The sequence below is a fragment of the uncultured Ruegeria sp. genome (assembly GCF_947500045.1).
Classification (GTDB): domain Bacteria; phylum Pseudomonadota; class Alphaproteobacteria; order Rhodobacterales; family Rhodobacteraceae; genus Ruegeria.
In genome coordinates, this window is sequence record NZ_CANMQQ010000007.1 from 25,579 (window position 1) to 48,088 (window position 22,510).

Genomic DNA, 22,510 nt, shown 5'->3' on the forward strand with positions numbered 1-22,510 from the left:
AGCTGATCGCGATGGGTAGGAGCCGAAATGCCACTGACCGAAACTGACGAAAATCCGCGCGTGCCATACAAGCATCCGATGCCGCAGGATGCCTTGCCCGAGATTGTGATCCCAGACGCTCTGGCCGAAGATGATCCGCGCATGTGGGTACAACAGGCTGAGCACGTGTTTTTCCGCCCGCTCTGCCTGAATGTCTCGCAAGGCTACTGGATGAATCTGCTGAAAGTCACCAAATCCGGTGTTTTGTCACGTCACCGGCATGCCTGCCCGGTGCATGGCTTTGTTATGAAGGGTCGCTGGCATTATCTTGAGCATGATTGGATCGCCGAAGAAGGCAGCTATGTATTCGAACCGCCCGGAGAGACCCACACCCTTGTTGTGCCCGATGATGTCGAGGAAATGATCACCTATTTTCAGGTTAACGGGGTGATGTACTACTGCGATCCCGACGGAAATCACCTGGGCTATGAGGATGTGTTCACCAAGATCGATATGTGCCGTGCGCATTTCGAAAAGGTTGGCCTTGGCGCTGACTACGTGAAGCAATTTATCCGGTAAAACATCATGAGCAATGTGACCTACGACTTTGCAGGCCGTACCGCCGTTATCACAGGCGGGGCAGCCGGGATCGGAGCCGAAATCGCACGCCATTACGTAGCCGCCGGTGCCAACGTGGCAATCTGGGATCTATCCGAACCCACTGACGCCCCTGAGGGTGCAATCGCTTGCAAAGTGGATATCAGCCAACCAGACCAGATCGCCGTAGCCGTCGCAGAGACCAGAAAAGCATTCGGTGGCATCGGTTTTCTGTCGCACAATGCGGGTTTTGCAGGTCCGACCATGAGTGTCGTAGAAATCGACCCCGCAATCTGGGCACGCGTCGTCGAGGTCAATCTGACCGGAACTTATTACTTGGCTCATGCCATTGTTCCCGTGATGCAAGAGGCTGGCTTTGGTCGGATCGTCAACATGGCCTCGCTTGCAGGCAAAGAAGGCACACCCAATGCCTCGGCCTATTCTGCGTCCAAGGCAGGTGTCATTGGTTTCACCAAGTCGCTTGCAAAGGAACTGGCGCAGACTGATATTCGCGTCAATTGCATCGCTCCTGCTGCCATCAAGACCGCGATCCTGGATCAGATGACGCCAGATTTCGTGCAAATCATGATCGACAAATCCCCGATGAAACGCCTCGGGTGGGTTGAAGAGGCCGCGCGCATGGTGATGTGGCTAAGTTCTGAAGACTGCACATTCAACACTGGCGCGGTCTTTGATCTCTCAGGTGGAAGAGCAACCTACTGAAGGCGCACATTCGCAATCTTACGCCTGGCTCCGTGGAAGTGGCTGCAAATGTGTTGGCGGCACAGCATAGCCCCCAGGGCTTGCATGTCGGTCCTGAGTTTGCACAAGCCTACGTGCGCGCGACTGAAAACCTGAAACCTGTTTTTGGAACCAGCGGGTATATCGAGATCTTCCCGGGCTCTGGCACATTGGCCAATGAAATGGCGATGCTGGACGAGGGCCAGACGGCATTGATCCTGGATGCAGGTTATTTCAGCAATATCCTGAAAAAATCTGTTGAAGGCTGTGGGGCAACCGCCGTGTTGATGCCTGTCCCCGAAGGTCAGCCCGCGGACCCAGAAGCCGTACGTGCAACGCTGTCACAGCAGAAACATGACCTCCTCTGTTTTAACGTTCGATCGCAACTTCGCTGTTTTCTCCTCGTTCACTTGAATTGCGCTCTTTGCTAGCCACAAAGTCGGCCGGCATTGGTAGACGCTGATACCGGTATGGTTAGTAGATGTACTTTTTCAAACCTTCGAAGCGAGTTGCCGCACTGCGGCGTCTCGAATGATACGCTAACAACGAAAAGGGTTACGGGTATAGCTTTTGCAAAACCCGTTTACTGACGTCGCGGCCTTTCTTAGATTGCGTAACATTCGACCCTACGGGCATTGAGCGGTCTTGCGGCGGCGCAGCGTTAAGGCTCCAGTTGGCAGAGTCTGATGTTCCGCTTTGGGCAGCGTGAGGTCGTCATTTCGCACCAGCAGAGCAAGTCCGGATTCCCCGTCTCCCCAAGAGATCACCGCAGGTGCGGCGGGAATAATGAGATGCAGCGTAGATCGGCATCCCGCCCGAAACTCCGAATACAACGGCCAACTTTTAGCTGCCCATCCTAATGCGTTTAAGGCTGCTGTAATATATACTCTTATTGGCTCCTGCTGAGTGTGCGTAGAACTCGGGAACGAGTATCTTTAGCCCGCTGCAATGCAACAGTTCTGCCGATCGGTAACAGATCTTTTAGCGGCGGACTACTGGCGCGGGTTCCGGCGCTAAGTGATTTAAGTCGCGACGTGGGAAACCTCTTTGTCGGGGGAGTAGATGTCCAGAATGTTCCAGTGCCCGGTCGTTGGAGTTGGGTTGTTGATCATTGGGACATCGAGAACAGTTGGTTTGCCGCTGGCGATTGCCGCTTCCAATGCAGGCAATAGTTCATCAGCAGAGCTCAGCCTGTGCCCTTCAGCACCGTATGCACGCGCAATATCTGCGTAGCCCGGTCCGTTGGCGGGCGCCTCAGCTGATCCAGGGAACGTGGTTCCATAGGTTAGACCGTAGTGCGCCTTTTGAAGGCCTGCGATAGTGCCAAACGCATTGTTGTTCATCACCAGCCAGATGATGCCCAGATCAAGTTCGACTGCTGTTGCCAGCATCGACGGATTCTGACCAAAACCTCCATCACCAACCAGACTAAGAACCACACGATCAGGTGCTGCCAGTTTCGCGCCGATGGCACCCGGAGGGCCAAAACCCATCGTAGCAAACCCGCCCGGGGTCAGGATCGAGCCGGGCGTCAGGATATCGAACTGTTGCCCTACCCCGTTTTTGTTCCATCCAACATCCGTCGTGATGATGGCATCCTCGGGCAGCGCCTTTCGGGTATCTGCCAGAATACGCTCGGGCATCATCGGAAACGCGGATGAGGTCGCCATTTCCACATTGCGGGCTTTGAAATCCGTCCGGAAATCGGCGATCTTCTGTTCCAGCGCGGGGCGGTTAAACCCGTCCGGATACATCTCTCTGGCAACGCGGGTCAGAACACGCAGCGCGGCCTTGGCGTCCGCAACGACACCGATCTCGGTGGGATAGTTCCGGCCGATCTCTTGCGGTTCGATGTCAATATGAATGACCTTGGACCCCGGAATGTTGAACGTGTAGCCGGGATACCAGCTAGAGCAATCGGCCTCTTTGAACCGCGTGCCCACGGCAAAGATGTAGTCCGCATTCAGGCAGGATTGGTTAACCAGTTCGGTGCCCCAAAAGCCAGTCATTCCCAATACAAGCGGATGGTCGTCCCGTAGGGCGCCTTTACCCATCAAGGAATGCGCGACGGGCAGGCCCATATGCTCAACGAATTCGCGCAACTCCTCGCTGGCTTGTGCCAGCAGGATACCGCCACCGACATAAGCGACCGGGTTTTCAGCCTGTGCCAGTGCCTCAATGATTTCACACGCTGTTTCATCGTCAATCGACGGTTTCTTGAGCGCGCGGGTGTTGTCGCGGATACGGTCGAAGCTGTCCGACGGGATCACATCGGAAAAAACGTCCATGGGGACATTGACCAGTACCGGCCCGGGCTGGCCACTTTCGGCCAGATGGAACGCCTTCTCCAAGATCTCAGCCATGAGGTCCGCGCGATCCACCCGCCAAGCGCGTTTGACAAAGGGGCGATAGATCTCCCACTGGGCGGCGTCTGCGTGCAGGTTCACCTCCTGATGCGGATGTTTGCCATAGTAATGTGTGGGAATGTCACCCGCGATCACGACCATGGGGATACAGTCCAGCGCCGCGTTGGCGACCCCGGTGGCGCAGTTTGTCAAACCTGGGGAGAGGTGTGACAATACCACCGAGGCCTTGCCCATCACGCGGGCATAGGCGTCCGCCGCATGGCTGGCGATCTGTTCATGTCTTACAGTGACGAAATCAATCGGGCTTTCGGCCAACGCGGCCAAAACCGCGATGTTCGTGTGTCCGCACAGGCCAAATACGTGCTTGACCTCACGACGTTCGAGGAAATCTACGATGTGTTCGGCAACGGTTTTGCCTTCCAGTTTCACTCCGTCCATCACGCGACCTCCTGTCCGTAGAACTCACCGAACAGGTCAGGCTCCGAAGGGCGATCCTCGGGGATTGGACGGCTCACCCAGGTGTAGTTCATCATATGTTTCATGGTGACGTTTTCATTGGTGATGTTTCCGCCCCAGATACCGCATCCCAGGCTGCTAGTCATAGGCATGCCATTGGTCCAAGAACCAGCGTTGGCCTTCGATTGTGGCTGTCGCACCATCATGCGGCTGACCGGGGCCAAGCGCGCGAGCCGATCGATGTGATCGTCGTTATGGCTATAAATCCCGCAGGAATGACCCTTACCTCCGGTGTTGTAGATCTGGGTGACCGTTTCCAGCGCTTCATCGAAAGTGTCGAAGTGATAAAGCGCCATCAGCGTGGTCAGTTTTTCCTTCGAAAACTTGTGCTGCGGCCCGATTTGCCCCTGATTTTCAACCATCAGGAATTTGCGATCTTCGGGGATCGAGAAACCCGCGACCTTAGCCGTTTGCTGCGGCGGGCAGGCGATGGTTGGGAACGTACGGTTGCCCTTTTCGTCCCACATGGCGGTTTCGAGCATGACCTTCTCTTCGCCCGAACATAGGTACCCGCCTTCGGCCTCAAGCGCCTTGACCATATCGTCGTAGACCGAACGCTGGATAATGATGTTACCGTCTGCGGAACAACCTGAACCAAAGTCTGACGTTTTAGAAATACGCGTATTCTGCGCCGCAATGTCCAGATCGGCGGTTTCATCGATGATGATGGACGAATTGCCAGCACCGACGCCATACGCCGGACGGCCCGAGCTATAGGCAGCTTTGACCATCGGCTTGCCGCCAGTCGCCAGCGTCAGGTCGCAGATCTCCATCAGATGTTGCGTCAATGGGATCGACGGTTTGCGAATGGATTGAAACAAGTCCTCGGGGGCACCGGCCGCACGACAGGCTGCACGCATGACCTCAACCATTTCAAAAGTAGTTTGGGCGGTTCGCGGGTGCGGACTGAAGATGACCGCATTCCGGGCGTTGGCTGCGGAAACGCCGGTCACCGGTGGTGTCATCGCTGGGTTAGTCATGGGGATCAGAGACGCGATCACACCGGCAGGTTTAGCGTACTTCACGAGCCCCTTTTCCTCATCAACCTCAACAATGCCGGTCGATGGCGTGCGCAGGACATCGCGCAGCACCATGTGAATCTTGAACCGCTTTGCTGGACGTCCCGCACGATCTCCGATACCGCTTTCGTCCACGCCTTGCTGGGCCAGACGTGTGAAGGTTGTCTCGTTCCCAGCGTACCACGCAATGGCCTGAGACAGGCGGTCCAGGCGGTCCTGATCCCAATCCTCGATTTCGGCCATTGCAGCGCGGGCGCGTGACAGCATATCGGCCGCCAGTTGGCGGTCGTTTTCAGTGAGCTCTTTGCCCATGATAATCCTCTTGGTGTTTTGGAATTGCTGCATCGGGCATACGGCGCTGTGACCGCGCCTCGCCGAATGTTCGCTTGGCGTGGCTGAGACAGCGACGCGCGTGTTCTTCATACCCCAACTCGGCAACGCGGCTTTGGTTGGGCAGTTCAATAGAATAATCGACGGGTGGCATGCGTTCGATGATGCCGGTGAAATCGATCCAGCCTTCGCCAGGATAGAGCCGCGCATCGCGGGCAAGTTGGATCATGCCCTCGCGCGTATCAGCGATGCCGGGCAGGCAATCAGAGATGTGCAGGAAGTGAAACAGGTCCGAAGGGACGTGCAAAAGCTCCCCGAGATCCACTCGGCTGAGGTGCAGATAGAGCGTGTCGACCAGAATACCACCATTTTGCTGATCGGAGGCGCGGACAATATCCAGCGCCTCATCCAGAGTGCGCAAGCGAGAGAAGCTCGGGAACTCCAGGTCCACCGTCAGCCCATAGGGCGCTGCCAGTTCGCAAGTCTCAGAATAGACGTCGATCAGAAAGTCACGATCATCGCGGGTGTTGGTCCACGCGCTCATGATCATGCGTTTGGCGCCCAGTTCCCCACCGATCTCCAGCGAAGGCTCAAAACTGCGCGGATCGACATCCTCGGTGATGCGCGCAAGCTCGACATCGAGAACTTTCAAGCCGGTGGTAGAGAGAGCAGTTTTGGTGGCCTGCACCTGTGCCTTGTCGATTGGGGATTGAGTGAATTCACCCTGCACATGCATTGGGATGAACCGAGGGCTGACGGCATCGTATCCGGCCCGTGCGGCGATATAGACCAACTCGGGCGGCGTACAGCCGATCAGCGTCAGATGCGCCAAGGAATAGAGAGAGGGGCTTGTGCCAACCTCTTCGGGTTTCACCATGAACGACAGCTCCACGTGTCTGCGAATCTCATTTTATCACACGTAGTAAAAAATATCTGATATTTTTAAAAATATCAACTTTTAATACTGAGCAGAAAATGAAAACGCCCGGGCAACGGCCCGGGCGTTTTACAATCGTGTTGGCAGAGCCTTAGTTAGTGACCCAATCGCCTCCGGACTGGTGAGAGCGCACAGAAGCGTCAATGAATCGGACACCGTCTGCACCTTGACCCACACCGGGATAAGTAAGCCAATCGGCCGGAACGGTGACGCCATCCCGGCGCGCGGCAACCGCCATGGCAAATTCAGTATACAGGTTGGCCCAGGCTTCGATAATTCCTTCGGGGAAGCCTCGCGCGGTACGGATCAGACGTTCTGCGCCGGGGCCGATGCCATGCCCGTGACCTCGGCTGATGATACGATCCGGCTCACCAAACCGATTGAACTTCAGCTGTTCCGAGTTCTCCAAGTCCCACTCGAGACCTCCTTCGCTGCCGAAGATCCGCAACCGCAACCCACCCCGGTTTCCGGGGGCAAGGCGCGTCGCCACCAAGGTCCCGGGAACCTCGTTTTGATAGCGGGTGAACATGAAAACCGTGTCTTCCAAAGGCTTTGGCGCGCCGCAGACATGGAACTCGGCCCTCAGGTCGGTCATCGGCAGACCCGAGACAAAGCTGGCGAGATGCGCGGCATGGGTGCCGATATCACCGACACAACTGGTTGGGCCTGAGATCCTGGGGTCCAACCTCCATTTGACATGGGGCGCATCAGCCACATCTTCGGGCGTCATCCAATCTTGCATGAATTCAACATGAATTTGGTTGATCTTGCCGATGCCTCCTTCGGCGACAATATGTTTGGCCTGCCGGATCACTGGAAAACACGACATCGCATAGCCGACGGCAAAGACCTGTCCCGTACGCGCGGTGATTTCCTCAAGTCCCTCGGCTTTGGCGACTTCATTGGTCAGGGGTTTGTCACACAGCACATCGATGCCTGCTTCCAGAAACGCTTTGGCCGCGTCGAAATGAACGTGGTTCGGGGTGGTGATCATCACAGCATCCACGCCATCCGGGCGCGCCGCCTCGGCCCCCGCCATTTCGTCGAAGGACGCATAACACCTGTCTGATGGCAGGAACCACTCGACCCCGCGCGCCATGCTGCGCGCGGCATCTGAACTGAGCGCGCCTGCGGCGACCTCCCACCGGTCGGTCATCCGGGCCGCCGTTGCCTGCGTGACTGAAATACGTCCACCGCCCACAACGCCCAGCCGCAAACGGCGGGACAGGCGGGGGAAAGGTCCATCAAAGTGCAGATTTTCGGGTAAAAGTCTCTCAGCCATTCTGAACCTCCATGTCCGGAACCCGCGCGTCCTCGGGCAGTATTTCCACCGCCATAAAGATGCTGGGGGTAATCGTCTCGTATTGATGCCAGGGATAGTTGCCTTCAGCGTCATACATCGGCTTATGTGTCGCGCCCGGAGCCATGAATTCTTCGAGATAAAGGGTTTTAAAGTCCCGTTCGCGGAATTGCTGCATTTTGCCAAAGCCTACGATTTGCGTATGCACTTCGCGAAACCCCGGTACCGGGCAGAACGGATGATCCTTGTGCAATCCGACGTTCAGTGGAACCGAGCCGGAATGGTACATGGTCAGTCCAACGTTACCCACGAAGACCTTTGGCGACATGTAATGGCTGACACCGCGCAGACGCTCCTCTTGGCGGACATCAAAAGCAGATGGCCACGTATCTTTCACCCATGAGAACAGCTCGTTGTCATCGGCATGGGCGTCGAAACCGTGGACAATGACTGCACGTTCCACGCCGCTAAGCGTGCTGTCTTGCACGATAACAGACGAAAGTGGCGACACGGTCTGATCCTCGACAGAGAGAATTCGCCCCCCAAGGTTAAGGACGATGGCGCGACCCTCGACAGATGTTCTGTGTTCATTGGTGATGTGCTGGACGCGAAAGAATGGCTGAGCAAAGTCGAGTGTCTCAATCGGCATGCGCCAACTCCTTCCTCTCATTCATTAGGAAATCGACTGGCAAAGGCTCGGGTGCATCGCAACGGCTTGCTATCGTCTGATAGGCACCAAATTTCGGCGCCCGTTCGATCGCGTCCATGACCTCAAAAACATGGTAGGCAAGCGCTCCACTTGCGCGGGGTTGGCGTCCTTCTTGCGCCGCCAGGGCCAGATCCAAAAGGCCAAGCCCGCGGCTGTCTTCATTGAACCCGTGTTTGTTTTCGACCACCTGCCAGTCTTCGCGACCGGCTGGACGAGGCTGATGAGACCAGCGCGAGGTGTCCCGCGTTTTCAACCAGACATCCCCTTGAAATATATTGGCACCATGAACCGGGTCAGGATCAGGAATGCTGATGGTGCCGTTTTCACCGTAGATCTCGAACCGGGGCGTTTCGCTGTCCCAGACGTCGAAACTCATGGTCATCGACCCGATGGCGCCGGATGAGAATTGCAGCATGCTTAGGGAGTGCGTGTCGACCTCGACATCCATCCATTCGCCGTTGCGCGGGCCGTTTTCGATCATCCTTTTGTCGAACGTGCGCCGAGCCATTCCGGCGACCCGGTCAATTTGCCCAAGGCAAAAAATCATGGCGGTCAGGTAATAGGGGCCAAGGTCCAGCAAGGGCCCGCCACCGGCCTGGTAGTAGAAATCCGGGTTGGGATGGTGGCGCTCCGTCCCGTGGGTCCCGACATGGGCAAAAACCCCTGTTGGTTTCCCGATAGCGCCTTCATCGATCAAGCGCCGAACGGTCTGCCAACGACCGCCCAGAAACGTGTCGGGTGCGCAACCGATCAGTAGCCCCTTTTCAGTAGCCGTATGCAGGATCGCTTTTCCATCCGATCGGTTCATGACCAGCGGCTTTTCGGAATATACGTGCTTACCCGCCTTTAACGCACGCAGGCTGATTTCGGCATGGGCCGCCGGAATTGTCAGATTCAAAACGCAGTCGATCGTCGGATCATCAAACACTTCATCTGGCGTGCAGGCCTTGGCGATGTCGTATTGATCCGCCTTAGCACGGCTTTCCGAAGGATCGAGGCTTGCACAAGCCACGACCTCGACGCTCAAAAATTTGGATAGTGTTTTTAGATAAATATCGCTGATACGACCACAGCCAATAAGGCCGACCCGGAAGGATTTCGATGTCTCACGTGTCATCATTCCTGTCTTCGTAGAGGGGTAAGTAATTCGGGGGCATCGGCCCTTTGTTACGGCCACCCTGGTTCATCTGCTCCCAAGCGTGGGCCAGAATACCGACCGAGCGGGACAGGCAGAACAGCCCGCGCGACAAGGGCGCAGGAAAGCCAAGTTCGCAGAAGATCACAGCTGTTGCGCCGTCAATATTCATGGCAATTGGCCGACCGCCGCGTTGGCGACCGAGTTCGGCTTGAACCTCTTCTCCGATATCGGCATAGCGGCCGGAAACGGTGCCATCATTCGCGGCTTCTCGAACCAGTTGCATCAATCGGGGTGCGCGCGGGTCGACGGGTTTGTGAAACCTGTGGCCAAAGCCCGAGACGATCTTGCCGTAGGTCTCGCGCCAGCTGTCCAGACCGTCCCGAACAGCGTCGTTCAGCGAAGCTCCCGCATCCGTGCGAACCGCGATATCATAGTACAGCTCTGCGCATTGCTCCCCTGCCCCGCCATGCACATCGCCCAGCATGTTTACAGCAGTCGCCATCGCGTTGTTGAGGCCAACCCCGCAGGTCGCAGCCATACGCGCCGCCGCGATTGAGGGAGCCTGTGGGCCGTGATCCACGCCTGCAACCAAAGCGGCTTCGAACAGGCGCGCTTGCGCGTCGCTGGGCAGATCGCCCCGCACCATCAACCAGATCATCTGCGGGAAAGATACGTTCCCGATCAGGTCCTCTATGGCGTTGCCGCGAAAAGCGATCTGTCCGGGTTTCATGTCGATGATGGAGGTACGCCACCATTGGCGAATGGCGCGCTCATCGCTTGTCATCTGCGCAGTCATTGAGTTTGCACCTCTTTCACCGGCTGCGATTTGCTTTGCGCAGCGAGACGAATGGGCGCGTTCCGCGCGCCATAACCGGCATAGCCCATGCGGCGTTCAACAATTTCGAAGAAGAAGCCGTTAAAGATCGGGCGGCTGTAGATCTGAAAATACTCGGCACCCGCTGCCCGGTCGTAGAGAATGTTACCCCGGCGCAGTTGGGCGACTAAATCGTCATCCAACCCGAAAGCCGCCTGCAGATCGGCATAGTAGTTTTCCGGGATCGTCAGGCTGGGAAAGCCGGACTTGCGCAGCTGATCCGACGTTTCGAAAATGTCGTCCGACCGGAAAGCAATGTGCTGAACTCCGGCCCCAAAACCGTCTTCAAGGAACGAAGCCGCCAGTGTTCGACGCCCAACTGCCCCATTCAGGTTTAAGCGCACTTCGCCTTCGGGACTTTCGATAGCCTGGCTTTGCACGACACCGGACGGGTCGGCGACGTTCACGATCGGGGATTTTGCCATCTCAAAAGTCGAAATGTAGTAGAGCAGCCAGCTTTGCATCTCATCGTGACGCATCGTCTGTGCCAGATGGTCTATACGACGCAGACCGGCGGGCTGGGTCGCTTTGGTCTTGGCGACTGGCTCGAACTCGATGTCCCAGACCCGATGCAGATCGGATTTCTCATCGATGAAATGAACGACGTTGCCACCGACGCCCCGAATGGCCGGGATGTCCAGTTCCCCTGTTCCCACTGGCTGAGAGAAATTCGGCGCGCCCAACGCAGTCGCGCGCTGAACCGTTTGATCCGCATCCCTGACACGCAACCCCATGTCACAAACCGAGGGGCCGTGGCCCAGGAACGCCGAATGGGCAAAACCTTCCTTTTCGGTATTCACAACGATGTTTATCGCGCCCTGCCGCCACAACTCGACGGACTTGCTCACATGCTTTCGTTCCATTCGAAAACACATTGCTGACAGCATATCTGCCAGTTGCGCGCCGCTTACTTCATCAGCTGTAAATTCGACGAACTCAAAGCCTGACGCATAGACGCGTTCCGGCAGGTCCGGGATGCCGAAATCGGTTCCCGGCTCGGTCCGGGAAACCTCATCTAACAGGTTCACCAGCGACCTGTAGCTGTCTCGGGCCAGTGTTCGGCCACCGGGTTGAGGAGCTGCTTCGTTGACGCGCGCAATGGACCAAGGCCCCTTGTACCCGGCGCGGGACAACACCCGTACGAAGCCAGCAAGGTTCAGCGACCCAAGCCCTGGTAGAAGCCCAAAGTGACGTTTGAGCCGACGTATGTCCATCTCAAGCCGGGGTGCATCGGACAGTTGCACATGGAATAGCCGCTCTCCGGGAATGTCCCGAAGGCGGGCGGGTTTGGACCCGTCGGCAAGCGCGAAGAATGAGTTCAACGCCAACCCCAGATGAGGGCTGTCGATGGCTTCAACGACGCGTAACGCCTGCTCATCCGAGTGAATAAGATCCGACCAGGGCAAACCCACATAGGCCAGACGCAGCCCCATCTCTTTCGCGATTTTGGCCGCCTCGCCCAGGTCTGCGATTACCTGTTCTTCGGTAGCAGTGGCATCGACCTCGAAGGCAGACCCGATTAGCAGCAGATCCGTACCCAACTCGCTCATCAGGTCGAGTTTGCGCTTCAGCCGATCAAAGGCGCGCTCCCGTCCGGCGTCGGCCTGGCCTTCAAGGTTTTGGAAGGATTGTAGCAGGCAAATCTTCAGGCCGAGGTCCGATGCAATTTCGCGGACTTGCGATGGCGGTTCGTCAAAAGCGGTCAAATCCGGTTCGTGTAATTCGACACCCCTGAATCCCGCGTCAGCGATAGCACTCAGTTTTGCGGCCAGATCACCGGGGATCGACGTTGTCGAAACCGAGAGGCACATTATCCCTGATATCCAAACATACGCGGCAACCACAGGACCAGATCCGGCATCAGCATCATTATGACCAGGGCGAAGATGAGAACCGCGAGGAAGGCCCAGATTTCGGAGATGATTTCGCGCAGCGGAATGTCCGTCACGGCGTTGATCACAAAGAGTAGAATGCCATAAGGCGGAGTGATCAGGCCGATCATCGAGTTCACGACGACCAGCACTCCGAAATGCACCAGATCAATCCCAAGCGCTTCGCAGGTGGGAATGAACAGTGGCACAATCACCAGGATGATCGTCGTCGCGTCCAAGACACATCCCAGCGCGAGGATCAGCAGATTGACGAGGATCAGGAAGACAATTGGGCTGACATCTGAGCCTTCTAGCAGAGCCGAGATCGACTGCGGAATCTGTTCTTGGATTACGATGAAGTTCAGAATAAACGCGCCACCGATAACCACCCCAACGGCGGCAGACGAACGGGCACTATCGACGAACACCTGATAAAGACCACGGAAGGTCAGTGCCCGGTAGAACAACGCCGCCAATAGCAACGCGTAGAAAGCAGCAACTGCGGCGGCCTCTGTCGGAGTGGTGACACCGCCATAGATGCCGTACAGCAGGATTGCGGGCATCAGCAGTGCTGGAAACGCGTTGGCGGTTTTTGCCGGCAACTCGCGCAGCGGAACAGGTTCTTCCAATGCAAAGTTCCGCTTTCCAGCCAGATAGTAGTTCATCGCCATGAGGACCACACCCATGATCAGACCCGGCAGAATACCTGCCAGGAACAGGGACCCGATGGAGGCTTTTGAGACAAGCGCATATAGGACCATCGGGATCGAGGGCGGAATGATCGGACCGATTGTGGCCGAGGCGGCGGTGATCGCTGCTGCATAGCCACGGCTATAGCGACCGTCCTTAGTCATCATCTCAATAATGATCTTGCCGATCCCCGCCGCATCCGCGACGGCCGAGCCGGACATGCCGGAAAAGATCAACGATGCCACAACATTGACGTGCCCAAGACCACCCTTGAAACGCCCGACCGCTGCGACGCAGAAGTTCAGCAGGCGGTCCGTGATCGACCCCGCGTTCATGATATTGGCTGCGACGATGAACAAAGGCACGGCAAGCAGGATCGTGCTTTTATAGAAGCCTTGCAGGATCTTTTCACCCGCGAGAGCGACGTCCAATCCGGCGGTGCCCAAATACACCAAAGAGGCCAAGAGGATAGAATAGCCGATAGGCGTGCCGATACCTGCCAGAAGAAAAAGTGCGAGCAGGCAGGAAAGAAGTTCAAAACTCATTTGCTTGCGTCCTCGTCGTCTTCACCGTCGACTCGGGGATGATCGTCAACCACGTTATATCCCACGACCATTTCAAGTTCGGTTTTTGGTGGGCCGTTGCGCATGATGTCAAAGAACAGCCATGCATACCGCGCGGCGACAACCAGCATGAACACGGCATAGATCGAAAACACGGTGCGCAGTGGTATCTTCTCACCCGAGAAGGGATTGCGCACGGTCGCGGTTTTGCGGATTTTCATCCAGTCGATGTAGTCCCACGTCGGCAGGAAGCTGTAGAGCATTCCAACCACGATCGCCGCAGCCGCCAACATCGCAAAGACCTGACGTACGCGTCGGGGCACAGACAAATAGATGATGTCGAATTTCACGTGATCCCGCTCACGCACGATGAAAGCGCAGCTGAAGAAGATCACCCAGACCCAGAGGATGCCGATCAGTTCAAGCGTCCAACCAGCGGGCGTGAAGAAGTACCGCAGGAGAATTTGCAGCAGGAAGATCAGGAAGATTGCCGCCAGCATCCCGCCGGCAATCGCTTCGGTCAGTCGGGAGAACCCCTTGATAAAGGCTTTCATTACGGTTCTCCCTCCCTAGTTTTACAGAACTCAGTTGCCCAGAGCGTTGATCTGTTCCAGCACACCGTCCGGCCAGGAACCGGCGAACTCGCTCTCAAGATACATGGATTGCACTTGATCGCGGAAAGCCGCGAGATCGGGCTCGTAGACTTCCATGCCTTGCTCCTTGAGGAAGCTGACGAGGTCCTCTTCTTTCTGCAGCTGTTTCTGGCGACCCGATTCCGCCGCTGCATCAGCTGCGGCTTGAACCTTTTTTTGCTGCTCTGGCGTCAGCCCGTCCCAAACCTCTTTGCCAATGGCGATATAGTTAAGGTCCACCAGATGCGACGTTAGAACGATCTGATTTGTCACTTCATAAAACTTGGCATCCACCACGGTCGGCAGCGGGTTGTCCTGACCGTCAACAGCACCGGTCGACAGAGCTGTATAAACCTCTGAGAAGGCCATTGGTGTCGGGGCCGCGCCCAGAGCCTTGCCAAGGAACTGCCACGCATCAGTGCCCGGCATCCGTAGGTTCACACCTTCCAGGTCCGCGGGCGTCGAAACCGTCAGTTCATCCTTGGGCTGGCGAAGGTTCACCTGGCGGCGGCCCAAATACATGACTGACAGCAGTTTGACGCCCAGTTCTTCTTCAGCCTTTTGCTTGAAGGCATCCATCAAGGGATCGTTGAATACGGCAACCTGATGCGCTGCGTCCTGGTGGACATAACCGGCTGTAAAGATCGAAAACTCGGGGAAGAACTGGGCCAGTTCCTGCGCCGAAGTAATCGACATTTCCAGGTTACCTCGGCTGATGGCGTCCAGCTCAGTGCCTTGGGCGAAGATGGTGCCGTTATAGCTGGGCTCATAACTTGCGAAATCGGCAACCATCGGAGCGAAAACCTCGGCCAAAGCGACCGAACGCTGATCTGTCTCCGATCCTGACGTTGCGAGGCGTAGTTGCACTTTGTCTTCCGCCAGCGCACCACTTGTTGCGCTAAACAGGACACCGGTTGCGACCAGGGCTGACACAGCAGCCCGGCGGGTAAGTTTGGTAATCACTTTGCTCCTCCCTGAGACATCATGATGCTTCTTTTTGACGATTCCAAGTTTTGACCTATTTTGGACATTTTGCAAGATGTTTTACAAAATATCTGATATTTTATACCATCGTTACATTTGCCACAGGTGTCTTTTGAAAGGATTCGATCCTGATCACCTCGCCAGTTCTGCAGGAATTCTGTATGGCTTCAATAACTTGAAGTGTTCGAAAGCCTTCCCATCCGGACACAATCGGATCTGCTTCGTGCCGAGCAACTTCAACAAAGTGCCTGAGTTGATTGACCAACGGGTCAGATGCACCTTTCTTCAGCGCCGTTGACGAAATTGACGTCCACCAATCCCTTTGCCCGCCCTGGTAGCTCCATAGTCGGAGATCCGGGACAGACAACGACCCATGTGAGCCCCCAATCATGTAGCTGCTTTCGGTGGTGGACGGGTAAATTGGATATTCCTGAGATGTCATCTCCCAGCTCCACGGAGCAACGATGCTGTCAGAAACACTTATGGTGCCAATCGCTCCGCCTTCGAATGTCAACAGCGCTCCGGCAACATCTTCGTTGTCATAACCGCGCTGTGAAACAGCAGATTGTGCCTGGACGGTTATGACCTCTCCGGCCAGATGCCTTAAAAGATCAACGTCATGAACCAGATTGACCGAGATGGGACCTGCCCCCGGTTTCTTTCGCCAGGGAGCGGCATCAAAATACTCGTCGGGCTTATAAAACCAACAGTTCGCATGGACTGCTCGGACATCACCGATCTTCCCGCTTGCAATCGCTTCTTTGGCTGACTTGATCAGTGGATTGTGTCGACGATGATGCCCAACCATGAGCGGCACATTTGCCTTCTCGGCCTGCTGAACAAGCTCCAGGGCTGCAATGGCTTCCACGGCAATTGGCTTTTCGACAAGAACGGGGCAACCGTGTCGAACACACGTAAGGCCTTGTTCTACATGAAGTGTCGTCGGAGTCGCAAGCACAGCGCCATCCGGCGATTGGTTTGCAAACATCTCCTCGAGGGTCTCGTAACACTCAACCCCATGCTCATCGGCATATGCGCGGCCTTCGTCGCTGGGATCGACGACCGCCACAAGATCGACATGACGCAACGCTCGAATTGCGTCTGCGTGGCGGCGTCCAACAAGGCCAATGCCGACTATGGCAACGCGAAAGTTCTTAGACACTCTACTTCCTTCCGGAGGGTCCGGAAAAATACCGAAACCTGTGTTTGCGACCGAGCTGTATTGCTCAACTTGGCCACGACCGTATTGTTGTTTTTACGATTCCGCAATAATGTATGATATTTTTATTTCTACCATACATCACATTGGATTGCTGATAACTCTGAAAAATGGTACTTGGGGGAGGAATCTAAAAATATCGGGTGAAAAGCATGGCGAAACAGCCGTCTACAATAGGTGCAAGCACCTATCAGCGCATCAAACGAGATATCATCTTCGGAGAGTTGCAGCCCGGCTCCAAACTGAAGCTGGACGCATTGAAAGAGCGCTACTCGGCAAGTCTTTCGACACTTCGTGAAACCCTCAACAGGCTTGCCAGCGACGGGTTTGTAGAAGCGCCGGAACAACGGGGCTTCCTGGTCACTCCGGTCTCCCGCGAAGATCTGACTGAAATAGCCGAATTACGCGTCCTGTTGGAGTGCCACGCGCTGGAATTGTCGATTGCGAGCGGCGACACGGATTGGGAAGGGAACCTGGTTGCTGCGCATCATAAGCTGCACTTGATTGAGCAGCAGCTTCTCAAGGGCGACGATTCCGAGAAAGAGACTTGGAAACGGTATGATTGGGAGTTCCATCAAGCGATGATCGCGGCCTGCAACTCCAAGAACCTCCTGTCTCTGCATTCAATTATCTACGACAAATACCTGCGGTATCAGATGCTCGTGCTGACCTATCGCGGCGAAGACGCCGTTAAGGAGCACAAGGGCATGTTCGACGCTGCGTTGACCAGAGACGCCAATACGGCCAAAAAGCTTTTGGAAGATCACATCCGAAACGGCCTCGCTCATACCTTGGAGGCGATGTAGGTCATTCCCCCTTGCCGCAATTGCGACGGCCTTCAACGTAGGACAACTCGGTGAAGACCAATTTCTTTAGATCGAATTCAACAGGCAAGGTACTTCTGCGACGATTGACCTTTCTGCCTACCTCTCGAAGGTCGCGGCACCCTTGTTTTACAGAGGATTAATGTAGGGGGGTGTCCAAGACGAACCTCCACCACCATAATTTCCTTTAAAATCAGGCGATTGCGGTTATCACCCAAAATCCTCCCAGCGGGCTTCCCGCCGGGACTGCAATGGGACTGCAGCCTGGCTGTAGGGAATCTAACCCGGCCCTAACCGATTGTCCTGTCTATAAAATCGAATCCTCGATCGGACTGTATACAGAACAGACATTGACCGCCGCTGGCGTCAGCCCATGCGTCGCCTATCTGGCGCTTGGCTTCTTCCGAGTCGAAGAGATGCGCACCCTTGTATTCGATAACCAAGAGTCGCCCTGCGTCGAGCATCGCTACAAAATCCGAATAGAACTTTTTTGTGCGGTAACTGGAGCCAGAAAGAAGTTTTATTGTTCTCTACATTCCGCATCCAGTATTCCACGGCATCCAACTGGTCCAGAAAGACAACGCACTCGACCTCCTTGTCTTCGGCTTTCAAGTCGCCAATCAACGAGGTGTAGGGGAATATAGCCCTGTATCATAGGGCGTAGGCCACCCGATAAAATCATCGAGTACGACATGCTTCGCTATTTCAGGTGTAACCGGATTGAGATCATGTTTGGTCGTCTGAAAGATTGGTAGTGCGTGACCACCTGCTATGACCGATGACTAGAAGTCATCCGATTTGCAATCGACCTCGCAGCTACCGTCATGTTCTGACTAGGTGTCTTCAGCCTAAAATAAAGGTTTGCTTCAGTATCTCAATCATCCCCAATAGCATTCAGACACTGGCAAGCTTCACATCGAACTTTACGTGCAAGAAAGGTTCAGTGATCTTGCCAGAAAGCTCCATGCCTTCAGGAAATTCTGAAGCCGGCCTTTCAACATAAGTCATCACCAGATCATCCCGAACACCAAACACTGTGTCCTGATCCAGATAAGGATCATCATCTGGAAAGATCTCTGTAACCAGAGAACGATAGCCCGGTGCCTTGACGATATAGTGCAGGTGCGACGGTCTCCACGGGTGGCGACCGCAAGCGCGTAGTATATCCCCGACCGGCCCATCAGACGGTACGGTGTATTCCACCGGCTTGACGGTCGTGAATGCATACTTACCGTCCTCGCCGGTAGTCATCAGGCCATGAAAAGAATAGGTGTCCTGTTCTTCATCCTGGCTTGCATACATCCCATTTGGCGCCGTTTGCCAGATGTCGAGTTCAGCGCCGGCAATCGGATTACCCTCGACATCCCGGATAACGCCTTCGGCAAGCAGAACCGGCCCACCGTAGTGACGCTTCATATCACCACCGATTGGCAACGCTGGTGCGCCAGAGACGTGAAAAGGACCAAGAACAGAAGAGCTTGTGGCGTCTGGAGTTGAATGGAGCATGTCCACCAGCGATGACAGGCCCAATACGTCCGAGGCCAAGACAAACTCATGCCTGTCTTCGGTTTCCACAGCGGCGCATCCCTCCAAGAATGCAATTCCCGTGCGCCATTCGTCATGCGTCAGGTTGGTTTCACGGGCGAAATCGTGGAGGTGCCTAACCATAGACCCCATGACTTCACGCATCCTCGGATCGGTGTCTTTGGACAGGTATCCCATGAACACGTCGGTGATATTGTCTTTGGTGACAGAGCGCATCTTGGCCTCCTTAAATCAGGGCAAGGCTGAGGATCGGGAACTCGATCAGAATAAACAGAACGATCAACATCACAAAGGCGAAGGGCAGCGCGCCCATAAACACGTCCTTCAGCGAGATGCGATCATCGTTGATCGTGGATTTGATAACAAAGCAGGATATCCCCAGCGGCGGGGTTAAAAGCCCGATCTCAGCTCCAACCACAGTGATGATCCCAAACCAGATCAGTGACATATCCAGCGCTTCGGCCATAGGCAGGAACAACGGGACAACAATCAGAATGATGGATGCTGTATCCAGCAGTGTTCCCAAAAACAGCATCAAAAGGACGTAAAGCAGCATGATCGACCAGAAGGACGCGGAATTCCCCGCAAGCAGGTCCTGCAACTGATTGGGTAGCCCGGCCAGTCCCAGCATGCGGCTGTAGATCGAAGCCGCAGTGATCAGAAACAGGATCGCCGCTGTGATATGACCGGTTTCCAGCAACGCGTCCCAAAACGCCTTTGGGGACATAGACCTGCGCAGGACAGCGATGATCAAAGCCACGAAAGCACCGGCTGCTCCTGCCTCGACCGCCGTCAGCCAGCCGGTGTAGATCCCACCGAGCACTATGGTGATGATGAACAATGTCGGCAAGGTTTTGGACGCAATCTCGCGCCCGGACATCCATTCGGTATCTGCCACGATGCGGCCACCGACGAACGCCGGTGTGAATCGGCCCATGGCCCAGATCGCGCCAACATAGGCGATCGCCAACATGATCCCGGGAATGACCCCGGCAAGGAACATGTCCCCTACGGATTGTTCTGCGACAAAGGAATAGATGATCAGCATGGCTGAGGGCGGGATGATCATGCCCAAAACCGAGGATCCTGCCACCACGCCCACAGCAAAGCGTGGATTGTACTCCTGCGCCATCATCTGAGGCACCGAGACTTTGGTGAACACGGATGCCGACGCGATTGATGACCCTGTCACCGCGGCAAAAACGGCATTGGCCCCGACTGTCGCCATCCCAATGCCGCCTTTGACCTTACGAAACCGCATGGTCATGACTTCGTAAATATCCCTGCCCAACCCAGCCTTTGAAACGATGAGCCCCATGAAGGTAAACAGTGGGATTGTCGCGAAGCTATATTCCATCGCGCTGTCGCCGACCGCCACTTTCAGCAGGTTAAGCGCTAGCGTGAAGTTGTCCCGCATCAACCAGATCGACACGAACGAGACGACGCCCAGCGCGATGGGAATGTAGACACCCGCGTAAATCAGGAAAACAATGGCAACGACCGAGATCAGGCCAATCTCAATCGGCGTCATTCTGCGGCCTCGTCATGTTCTGGGGTGCGGACAAGTTGCGGGCGGTCCTGCGCCGTGACGACCTTTAGCAGGAAGATCACGCAGGCAAGCGCAGTCCCGCACGCGATGACCAATTTTACCGGCCACCATGGCAATGTAAAAAGACCAGGCACTCCGAAGTAGTCCTGCGTCTGCCACATGTGTAGGAATTCAGGGAATGTCACATAGGCGATCAATGCCATGAAGATCGCCGAGATGGCGTTGATGATGCGCCTCAGGTTGGCTGTTAGGCCCGGGCGACGATGGTGTAGCAGGTTCAGGAACCCGTCCGAGCGTGTCAGCCTGTCAACTCTGACCACATCTGCCAGCTGTAAAAAGACGATCATCACGACCGAGAATTGCACCATCTCATAAGTGCCACGCAGCGGGGCTGAAAACAGGCCACGTGCAATGACGTCGACATTCAGCACAACCACCAACGCTAGGACGACAAGCGTACCCAAGGCGTTGGCAGCGATTGCGAGTGAATTGGCGACCCGCGACAGGCCAGAAACTGCGGTCTTCAGCATGAAAGGCCCCTTTCGTGGATCGCCAGACGGTTATTCGGCCGTCCAGTCGCGCACTCCGGTAAAACCAGCGTCTTGAAGCTTGCCAAGATAGGCGGCCAGCATCTCTGTGCCCTGTTCGCCGTTGTCATTCAGCGTCGCGGCCCACTCCTGCGCGACATTCGGCATGGCATTTGCCCAGGCAGCGCGGTCTTCGTCCGAAACTTCAACGATCGTTCCGCCCGCTTCAACATAAGCATCCCGCGAAGCAGCAGCCCTGTCCATTGCAATACCAGCGACATGGTCACGGTAGTCGATGGCAACCGCCGTCAACACGTCTTTGACCTCGTCCGGGAGATTTGCCCAATAGTCGGCGTTGACCGTGATGGTCTTTGAGTTCACAGCACCCAGATCAGCCTTGAGCATATAGGGCGCAACTTCAGCGATTTTGAAGGTCTTCGCGGCTTCAGGCCACAGCATTCCGCAATCCACAAGCCCGGTTTGAAGCATGTTGTAGAAATCGGTCAGACCACCGCGTACACCTGCCGCATCCTTGATGCCTTCGAGATACCGCAGGTTAAGCCCTGCACCAGCAATCTTGCGACCCTCAAGATCTGATACCGAGGCAACCGGTTCCGTGCAGAAAATCTGATATGTGTCGAGAACAACACCTGTGGCCAGATAAACCTGGTTCTGTGCAGCAAACTCGTTTTGCATTGCTGGGTATTCGCGTGCGATTTCATCTACGGCTTTGGCCACGGCACGGGAATCCGATGCCACAAAGGGTGTCGATCCTGAAATACCTTGGCTAGGCAGTTTCGAGGAATGGAAGATGGTTGTGACGATGCCTATGTCACCAAGGCCCAACTGGATACCTTCCAGAACGCCTTTCGGCTTTACGATTGAACCGCCATAGTTCTCTTGCCAGTTCATCTTGTAGTCGCCGGATTCAGCAAGTCGCTTGTCCACTTCCGGAATGAAGAAGTTGGTGAACTCCTTCACCCACAATGCCCGGTCCGGGTAGCCATCGATGACAACGGCAGAAATAGTTTCTTCTGCCGCGGCGGGCAGCGCCATGACGCTTGCCAGAGCAGCACCCATAAGGCTGCGTTTGGTCCAGATTTTCATTTCTCTCCTCCCAGAAAGTCGGGTCTTTTATTTTTATTGGTTTGTTTTGACCCAGTTGACGGTCAGGTCCGTGCCTGCCGCTTCAAATAGTTTCGCGATGGCGCAATACTTGGCTGTTTCTTCGCCCACCCGTGTCAGCTCCTCCTGACTGGCGGGTGTGTCACATTTCACGGTGAGTTCGATTTCAGGAAATGGAACATCGATCTCCTCCTCCATCAGAACGCCGCGCCGATCCAACCTGCATTTCGCGTCGATTGTCACAGTGCCAAGATCAATTCCTAACCGGTGCGCGTTCTTATGCCCGATGACATTGGTACAGGCGATCAGGGCAGCCATTGCGGTCTCGGTCGGGGACGGGCCAAGGTTTGTTCCGCCGCGTTCGATCGGTTCGTCGACAACCACATTAAGATCGCGAATTGGGATCTCGGTACGCGCATGTGTCGGGCACTGAGCTGTCGTGCGATAAGTCACAACAGGTTTCACTTTCATAGCC

At 55.6% G+C, this 22,510-nt stretch carries 21 protein-coding genes; 4 read left to right on the top strand and 17 right to left on the bottom strand.

Annotated features, from left to right (window positions below):
- Positions 1-27 precede the first annotated feature (27 nt).
- The 3 genes from Q1B46_RS12860 to Q1B46_RS12870 are packed head-to-tail and all read left to right on the top strand — an operon-like array spanning position 28 to position 1,748.
- Positions 28-558, top strand: a complete 531-nt coding sequence (locus tag Q1B46_RS12860) for a 2,4'-dihydroxyacetophenone dioxygenase family protein (RefSeq protein ID WP_299948549.1) — start codon at positions 28-30, stop codon at positions 556-558.
- A 6-nt stretch (positions 559-564) separates the two neighbouring features.
- The gene (locus tag Q1B46_RS12865) at positions 565-1,299 is read left to right on the top strand and encodes an SDR family NAD(P)-dependent oxidoreductase (protein WP_299948551.1); all 735 of its coding nucleotides are present in this window, start codon (positions 565-567) and stop codon (positions 1,297-1,299) included.
- 38 nt (positions 1,300-1,337) lie between these two features.
- A complete protein-coding gene (locus tag Q1B46_RS12870) occupies positions 1,338-1,748 on the top strand; it encodes a hypothetical protein (protein ID WP_299948553.1) in 411 nt (136 codons plus the stop codon).
- Positions 1,749-2,339: 591 nt separating this feature from the next.
- On the opposite strand, the gene Q1B46_RS12875 is transcribed toward Q1B46_RS12870, so the two are convergent.
- From Q1B46_RS12875 to Q1B46_RS12930, 12 genes are all read right to left on the bottom strand, one after another.
- Positions 2,340-4,121: a thiamine pyrophosphate-binding protein gene (locus tag Q1B46_RS12875; RefSeq protein ID WP_299948555.1), complete on the bottom strand. Its 1,782-nt coding sequence runs from the start codon at positions 4,119-4,121 to the stop codon at positions 2,340-2,342.
- Positions 4,121-5,530: an aldehyde dehydrogenase family protein gene (locus Q1B46_RS12880; protein ID WP_299948557.1), complete on the bottom strand. Its 1,410-nt coding sequence runs from the start codon at positions 5,528-5,530 to the stop codon at positions 4,121-4,123. The genes Q1B46_RS12875 and Q1B46_RS12880 overlap by 1 nt, the downstream gene beginning before the upstream one ends.
- Positions 5,511-6,425, bottom strand: a complete 915-nt coding sequence (locus tag Q1B46_RS12885; RefSeq protein ID WP_299948559.1) for a sugar phosphate isomerase/epimerase — start codon at positions 6,423-6,425, stop codon at positions 5,511-5,513. Before Q1B46_RS12885 ends, Q1B46_RS12880 begins: the two co-directional genes overlap by 20 nt.
- 151 nt (positions 6,426-6,576) lie before the next feature.
- Positions 6,577-7,767: a Gfo/Idh/MocA family oxidoreductase gene (locus Q1B46_RS12890; RefSeq protein ID WP_299948561.1), complete on the bottom strand. Its 1,191-nt coding sequence runs from the start codon at positions 7,765-7,767 to the stop codon at positions 6,577-6,579.
- Positions 7,760-8,434: a hypothetical protein gene (locus Q1B46_RS12895; RefSeq protein ID WP_299948563.1), complete on the bottom strand. Its 675-nt coding sequence runs from the start codon at positions 8,432-8,434 to the stop codon at positions 7,760-7,762. The genes Q1B46_RS12890 and Q1B46_RS12895 overlap by 8 nt, the downstream gene beginning before the upstream one ends.
- Complete coding sequence (locus tag Q1B46_RS12900; RefSeq protein ID WP_299948565.1) at positions 8,424-9,611, bottom strand: Gfo/Idh/MocA family oxidoreductase; 1,188 nt, start codon at positions 9,609-9,611, stop codon at positions 8,424-8,426. The genes Q1B46_RS12895 and Q1B46_RS12900 overlap by 11 nt, the downstream gene beginning before the upstream one ends.
- Positions 9,601-10,428, bottom strand: a complete 828-nt coding sequence (locus Q1B46_RS12905; protein WP_299948567.1) for a citryl-CoA lyase — start codon at positions 10,426-10,428, stop codon at positions 9,601-9,603. Before Q1B46_RS12905 ends, Q1B46_RS12900 begins: the two co-directional genes overlap by 11 nt.
- Positions 10,425-12,317: a sugar phosphate isomerase/epimerase and 4-hydroxyphenylpyruvate domain-containing protein gene (locus Q1B46_RS12910; RefSeq protein ID WP_299948569.1), complete on the bottom strand. Its 1,893-nt coding sequence runs from the start codon at positions 12,315-12,317 to the stop codon at positions 10,425-10,427. Before Q1B46_RS12910 ends, Q1B46_RS12905 begins: the two co-directional genes overlap by 4 nt.
- A complete protein-coding gene (locus Q1B46_RS12915; protein WP_170328647.1) occupies positions 12,317-13,612 on the bottom strand; it encodes a TRAP transporter large permease in 1,296 nt (431 codons plus the stop codon). Before Q1B46_RS12915 ends, Q1B46_RS12910 begins: the two co-directional genes overlap by 1 nt.
- Positions 13,609-14,184, bottom strand: coding sequence for a TRAP transporter small permease subunit (locus tag Q1B46_RS12920; protein WP_299948574.1), 576 nt, complete (start codon positions 14,182-14,184; stop codon positions 13,609-13,611). The genes Q1B46_RS12915 and Q1B46_RS12920 overlap by 4 nt, the downstream gene beginning before the upstream one ends.
- Before the next feature lie 30 nt (positions 14,185-14,214).
- A complete protein-coding gene (gene dctP, locus Q1B46_RS12925) occupies positions 14,215-15,225 on the bottom strand; it encodes a TRAP transporter substrate-binding protein DctP (protein WP_299948576.1) in 1,011 nt (336 codons plus the stop codon).
- A gap of 100 nt (positions 15,226-15,325) precedes the next feature.
- On the bottom strand, positions 15,326-16,408 hold the full coding sequence (locus tag Q1B46_RS12930) for a Gfo/Idh/MocA family oxidoreductase (RefSeq protein WP_299948578.1): 1,083 nt from the start codon (positions 16,406-16,408) through the stop codon (positions 15,326-15,328).
- Positions 16,409-16,617: 209 nt separating this feature from the next.
- Here Q1B46_RS12930 and Q1B46_RS12935 point away from each other — a divergent pair, with 209 nt between their 5' ends.
- Positions 16,618-17,271, top strand: coding sequence for a GntR family transcriptional regulator (locus Q1B46_RS12935; protein WP_299666491.1), 654 nt, complete (start codon positions 16,618-16,620; stop codon positions 17,269-17,271).
- 912 nt (positions 17,272-18,183) lie between these two features.
- On the opposite strand, the gene Q1B46_RS12940 is transcribed toward Q1B46_RS12935, so the two are convergent.
- Genes Q1B46_RS12940 through Q1B46_RS12960 form a run of 5 tightly spaced genes read right to left on the bottom strand, consistent with a single transcriptional unit; the run spans position 18,184 to position 22,506 of the window.
- Positions 18,184-19,050 (bottom strand): dioxygenase, encoded by an 867-nt coding sequence (locus Q1B46_RS12940; protein ID WP_299948580.1) that lies wholly within the window; start codon positions 19,048-19,050, stop codon positions 18,184-18,186.
- A gap of 10 nt (positions 19,051-19,060) precedes the next feature.
- On the bottom strand, positions 19,061-20,365 hold the full coding sequence (locus tag Q1B46_RS12945; RefSeq protein WP_299948583.1) for a TRAP transporter large permease subunit: 1,305 nt from the start codon (positions 20,363-20,365) through the stop codon (positions 19,061-19,063).
- Entirely contained in the window at positions 20,362-20,913 is a 552-nt protein-coding gene (locus Q1B46_RS12950; RefSeq protein ID WP_299948585.1) for a TRAP transporter small permease, read from the bottom strand. The genes Q1B46_RS12945 and Q1B46_RS12950 overlap by 4 nt, the downstream gene beginning before the upstream one ends.
- Positions 20,914-20,943: 30 nt before the next feature.
- Positions 20,944-22,017 (bottom strand): C4-dicarboxylate TRAP transporter substrate-binding protein, encoded by a 1,074-nt coding sequence (locus tag Q1B46_RS12955; protein ID WP_299948587.1) that lies wholly within the window; start codon positions 22,015-22,017, stop codon positions 20,944-20,946.
- Positions 22,018-22,050: 33 nt separating this feature from the next.
- Positions 22,051-22,506, bottom strand: coding sequence for an OsmC family protein (locus tag Q1B46_RS12960; protein ID WP_299948915.1), 456 nt, complete (start codon positions 22,504-22,506; stop codon positions 22,051-22,053).
- Positions 22,507-22,510: the final 4 nt, after the last annotated feature.

Excerpts from the sequence above, each read along its gene's own strand:
- Q1B46_RS12910 (WP_299948569.1), bottom strand. The coding sequence starts at position 12,317 with ATGTGCCTCTCGGTTTCGACAACGTCGATCCCCGGTGATCTGGCCGCA.
- Q1B46_RS12890 (WP_299948561.1), bottom strand. The coding sequence starts at position 7,767 with ATGGCTGAGAGACTTTTACCCGAAAATCTGCACTTTGATGGACCTTTC.
- Q1B46_RS12860 (WP_299948549.1), top strand. The coding sequence starts at position 28 with ATGCCACTGACCGAAACTGACGAAAATCCGCGCGTGCCATACAAGCAT.
- Q1B46_RS12920 (WP_299948574.1), bottom strand. The coding sequence starts at position 14,184 with ATGAAAGCCTTTATCAAGGGGTTCTCCCGACTGACCGAAGCGATTGCC.
- Q1B46_RS12900 (WP_299948565.1), bottom strand. The coding sequence starts at position 9,611 with ATGACACGTGAGACATCGAAATCCTTCCGGGTCGGCCTTATTGGCTGT.
- Q1B46_RS12935 (WP_299666491.1), top strand. The coding sequence starts at position 16,618 with ATGGCGAAACAGCCGTCTACAATAGGTGCAAGCACCTATCAGCGCATC.
- Q1B46_RS12950 (WP_299948585.1), bottom strand. The coding sequence starts at position 20,913 with ATGCTGAAGACCGCAGTTTCTGGCCTGTCGCGGGTCGCCAATTCACTC.
- Q1B46_RS12865 (WP_299948551.1), top strand. The coding sequence starts at position 565 with ATGAGCAATGTGACCTACGACTTTGCAGGCCGTACCGCCGTTATCACA.
- Q1B46_RS12945 (WP_299948583.1), bottom strand. The coding sequence starts at position 20,365 with ATGACGCCGATTGAGATTGGCCTGATCTCGGTCGTTGCCATTGTTTTC.
- Q1B46_RS12885 (WP_299948559.1), bottom strand. The coding sequence starts at position 6,425 with ATGGTGAAACCCGAAGAGGTTGGCACAAGCCCCTCTCTCTATTCCTTG.
- Q1B46_RS12905 (WP_299948567.1), bottom strand. The coding sequence starts at position 10,428 with ATGACTGCGCAGATGACAAGCGATGAGCGCGCCATTCGCCAATGGTGG.
- Q1B46_RS12940 (WP_299948580.1), bottom strand. The coding sequence starts at position 19,050 with ATGCGCTCTGTCACCAAAGACAATATCACCGACGTGTTCATGGGATAC.
- Q1B46_RS12875 (WP_299948555.1), bottom strand. The coding sequence starts at position 4,121 with ATGGACGGAGTGAAACTGGAAGGCAAAACCGTTGCCGAACACATCGTA.
- Q1B46_RS12895 (WP_299948563.1), bottom strand. The coding sequence starts at position 8,434 with ATGCCGATTGAGACACTCGACTTTGCTCAGCCATTCTTTCGCGTCCAG.
- Q1B46_RS12960 (WP_299948915.1), bottom strand. The coding sequence starts at position 22,506 with ATGAAAGTGAAACCTGTTGTGACTTATCGCACGACAGCTCAGTGCCCG.
- Q1B46_RS12880 (WP_299948557.1), bottom strand. The coding sequence starts at position 5,530 with ATGGGCAAAGAGCTCACTGAAAACGACCGCCAACTGGCGGCCGATATG.
- Q1B46_RS12915 (WP_170328647.1), bottom strand. The coding sequence starts at position 13,612 with ATGAGTTTTGAACTTCTTTCCTGCCTGCTCGCACTTTTTCTTCTGGCA.
- Q1B46_RS12955 (WP_299948587.1), bottom strand. The coding sequence starts at position 22,017 with ATGAAAATCTGGACCAAACGCAGCCTTATGGGTGCTGCTCTGGCAAGC.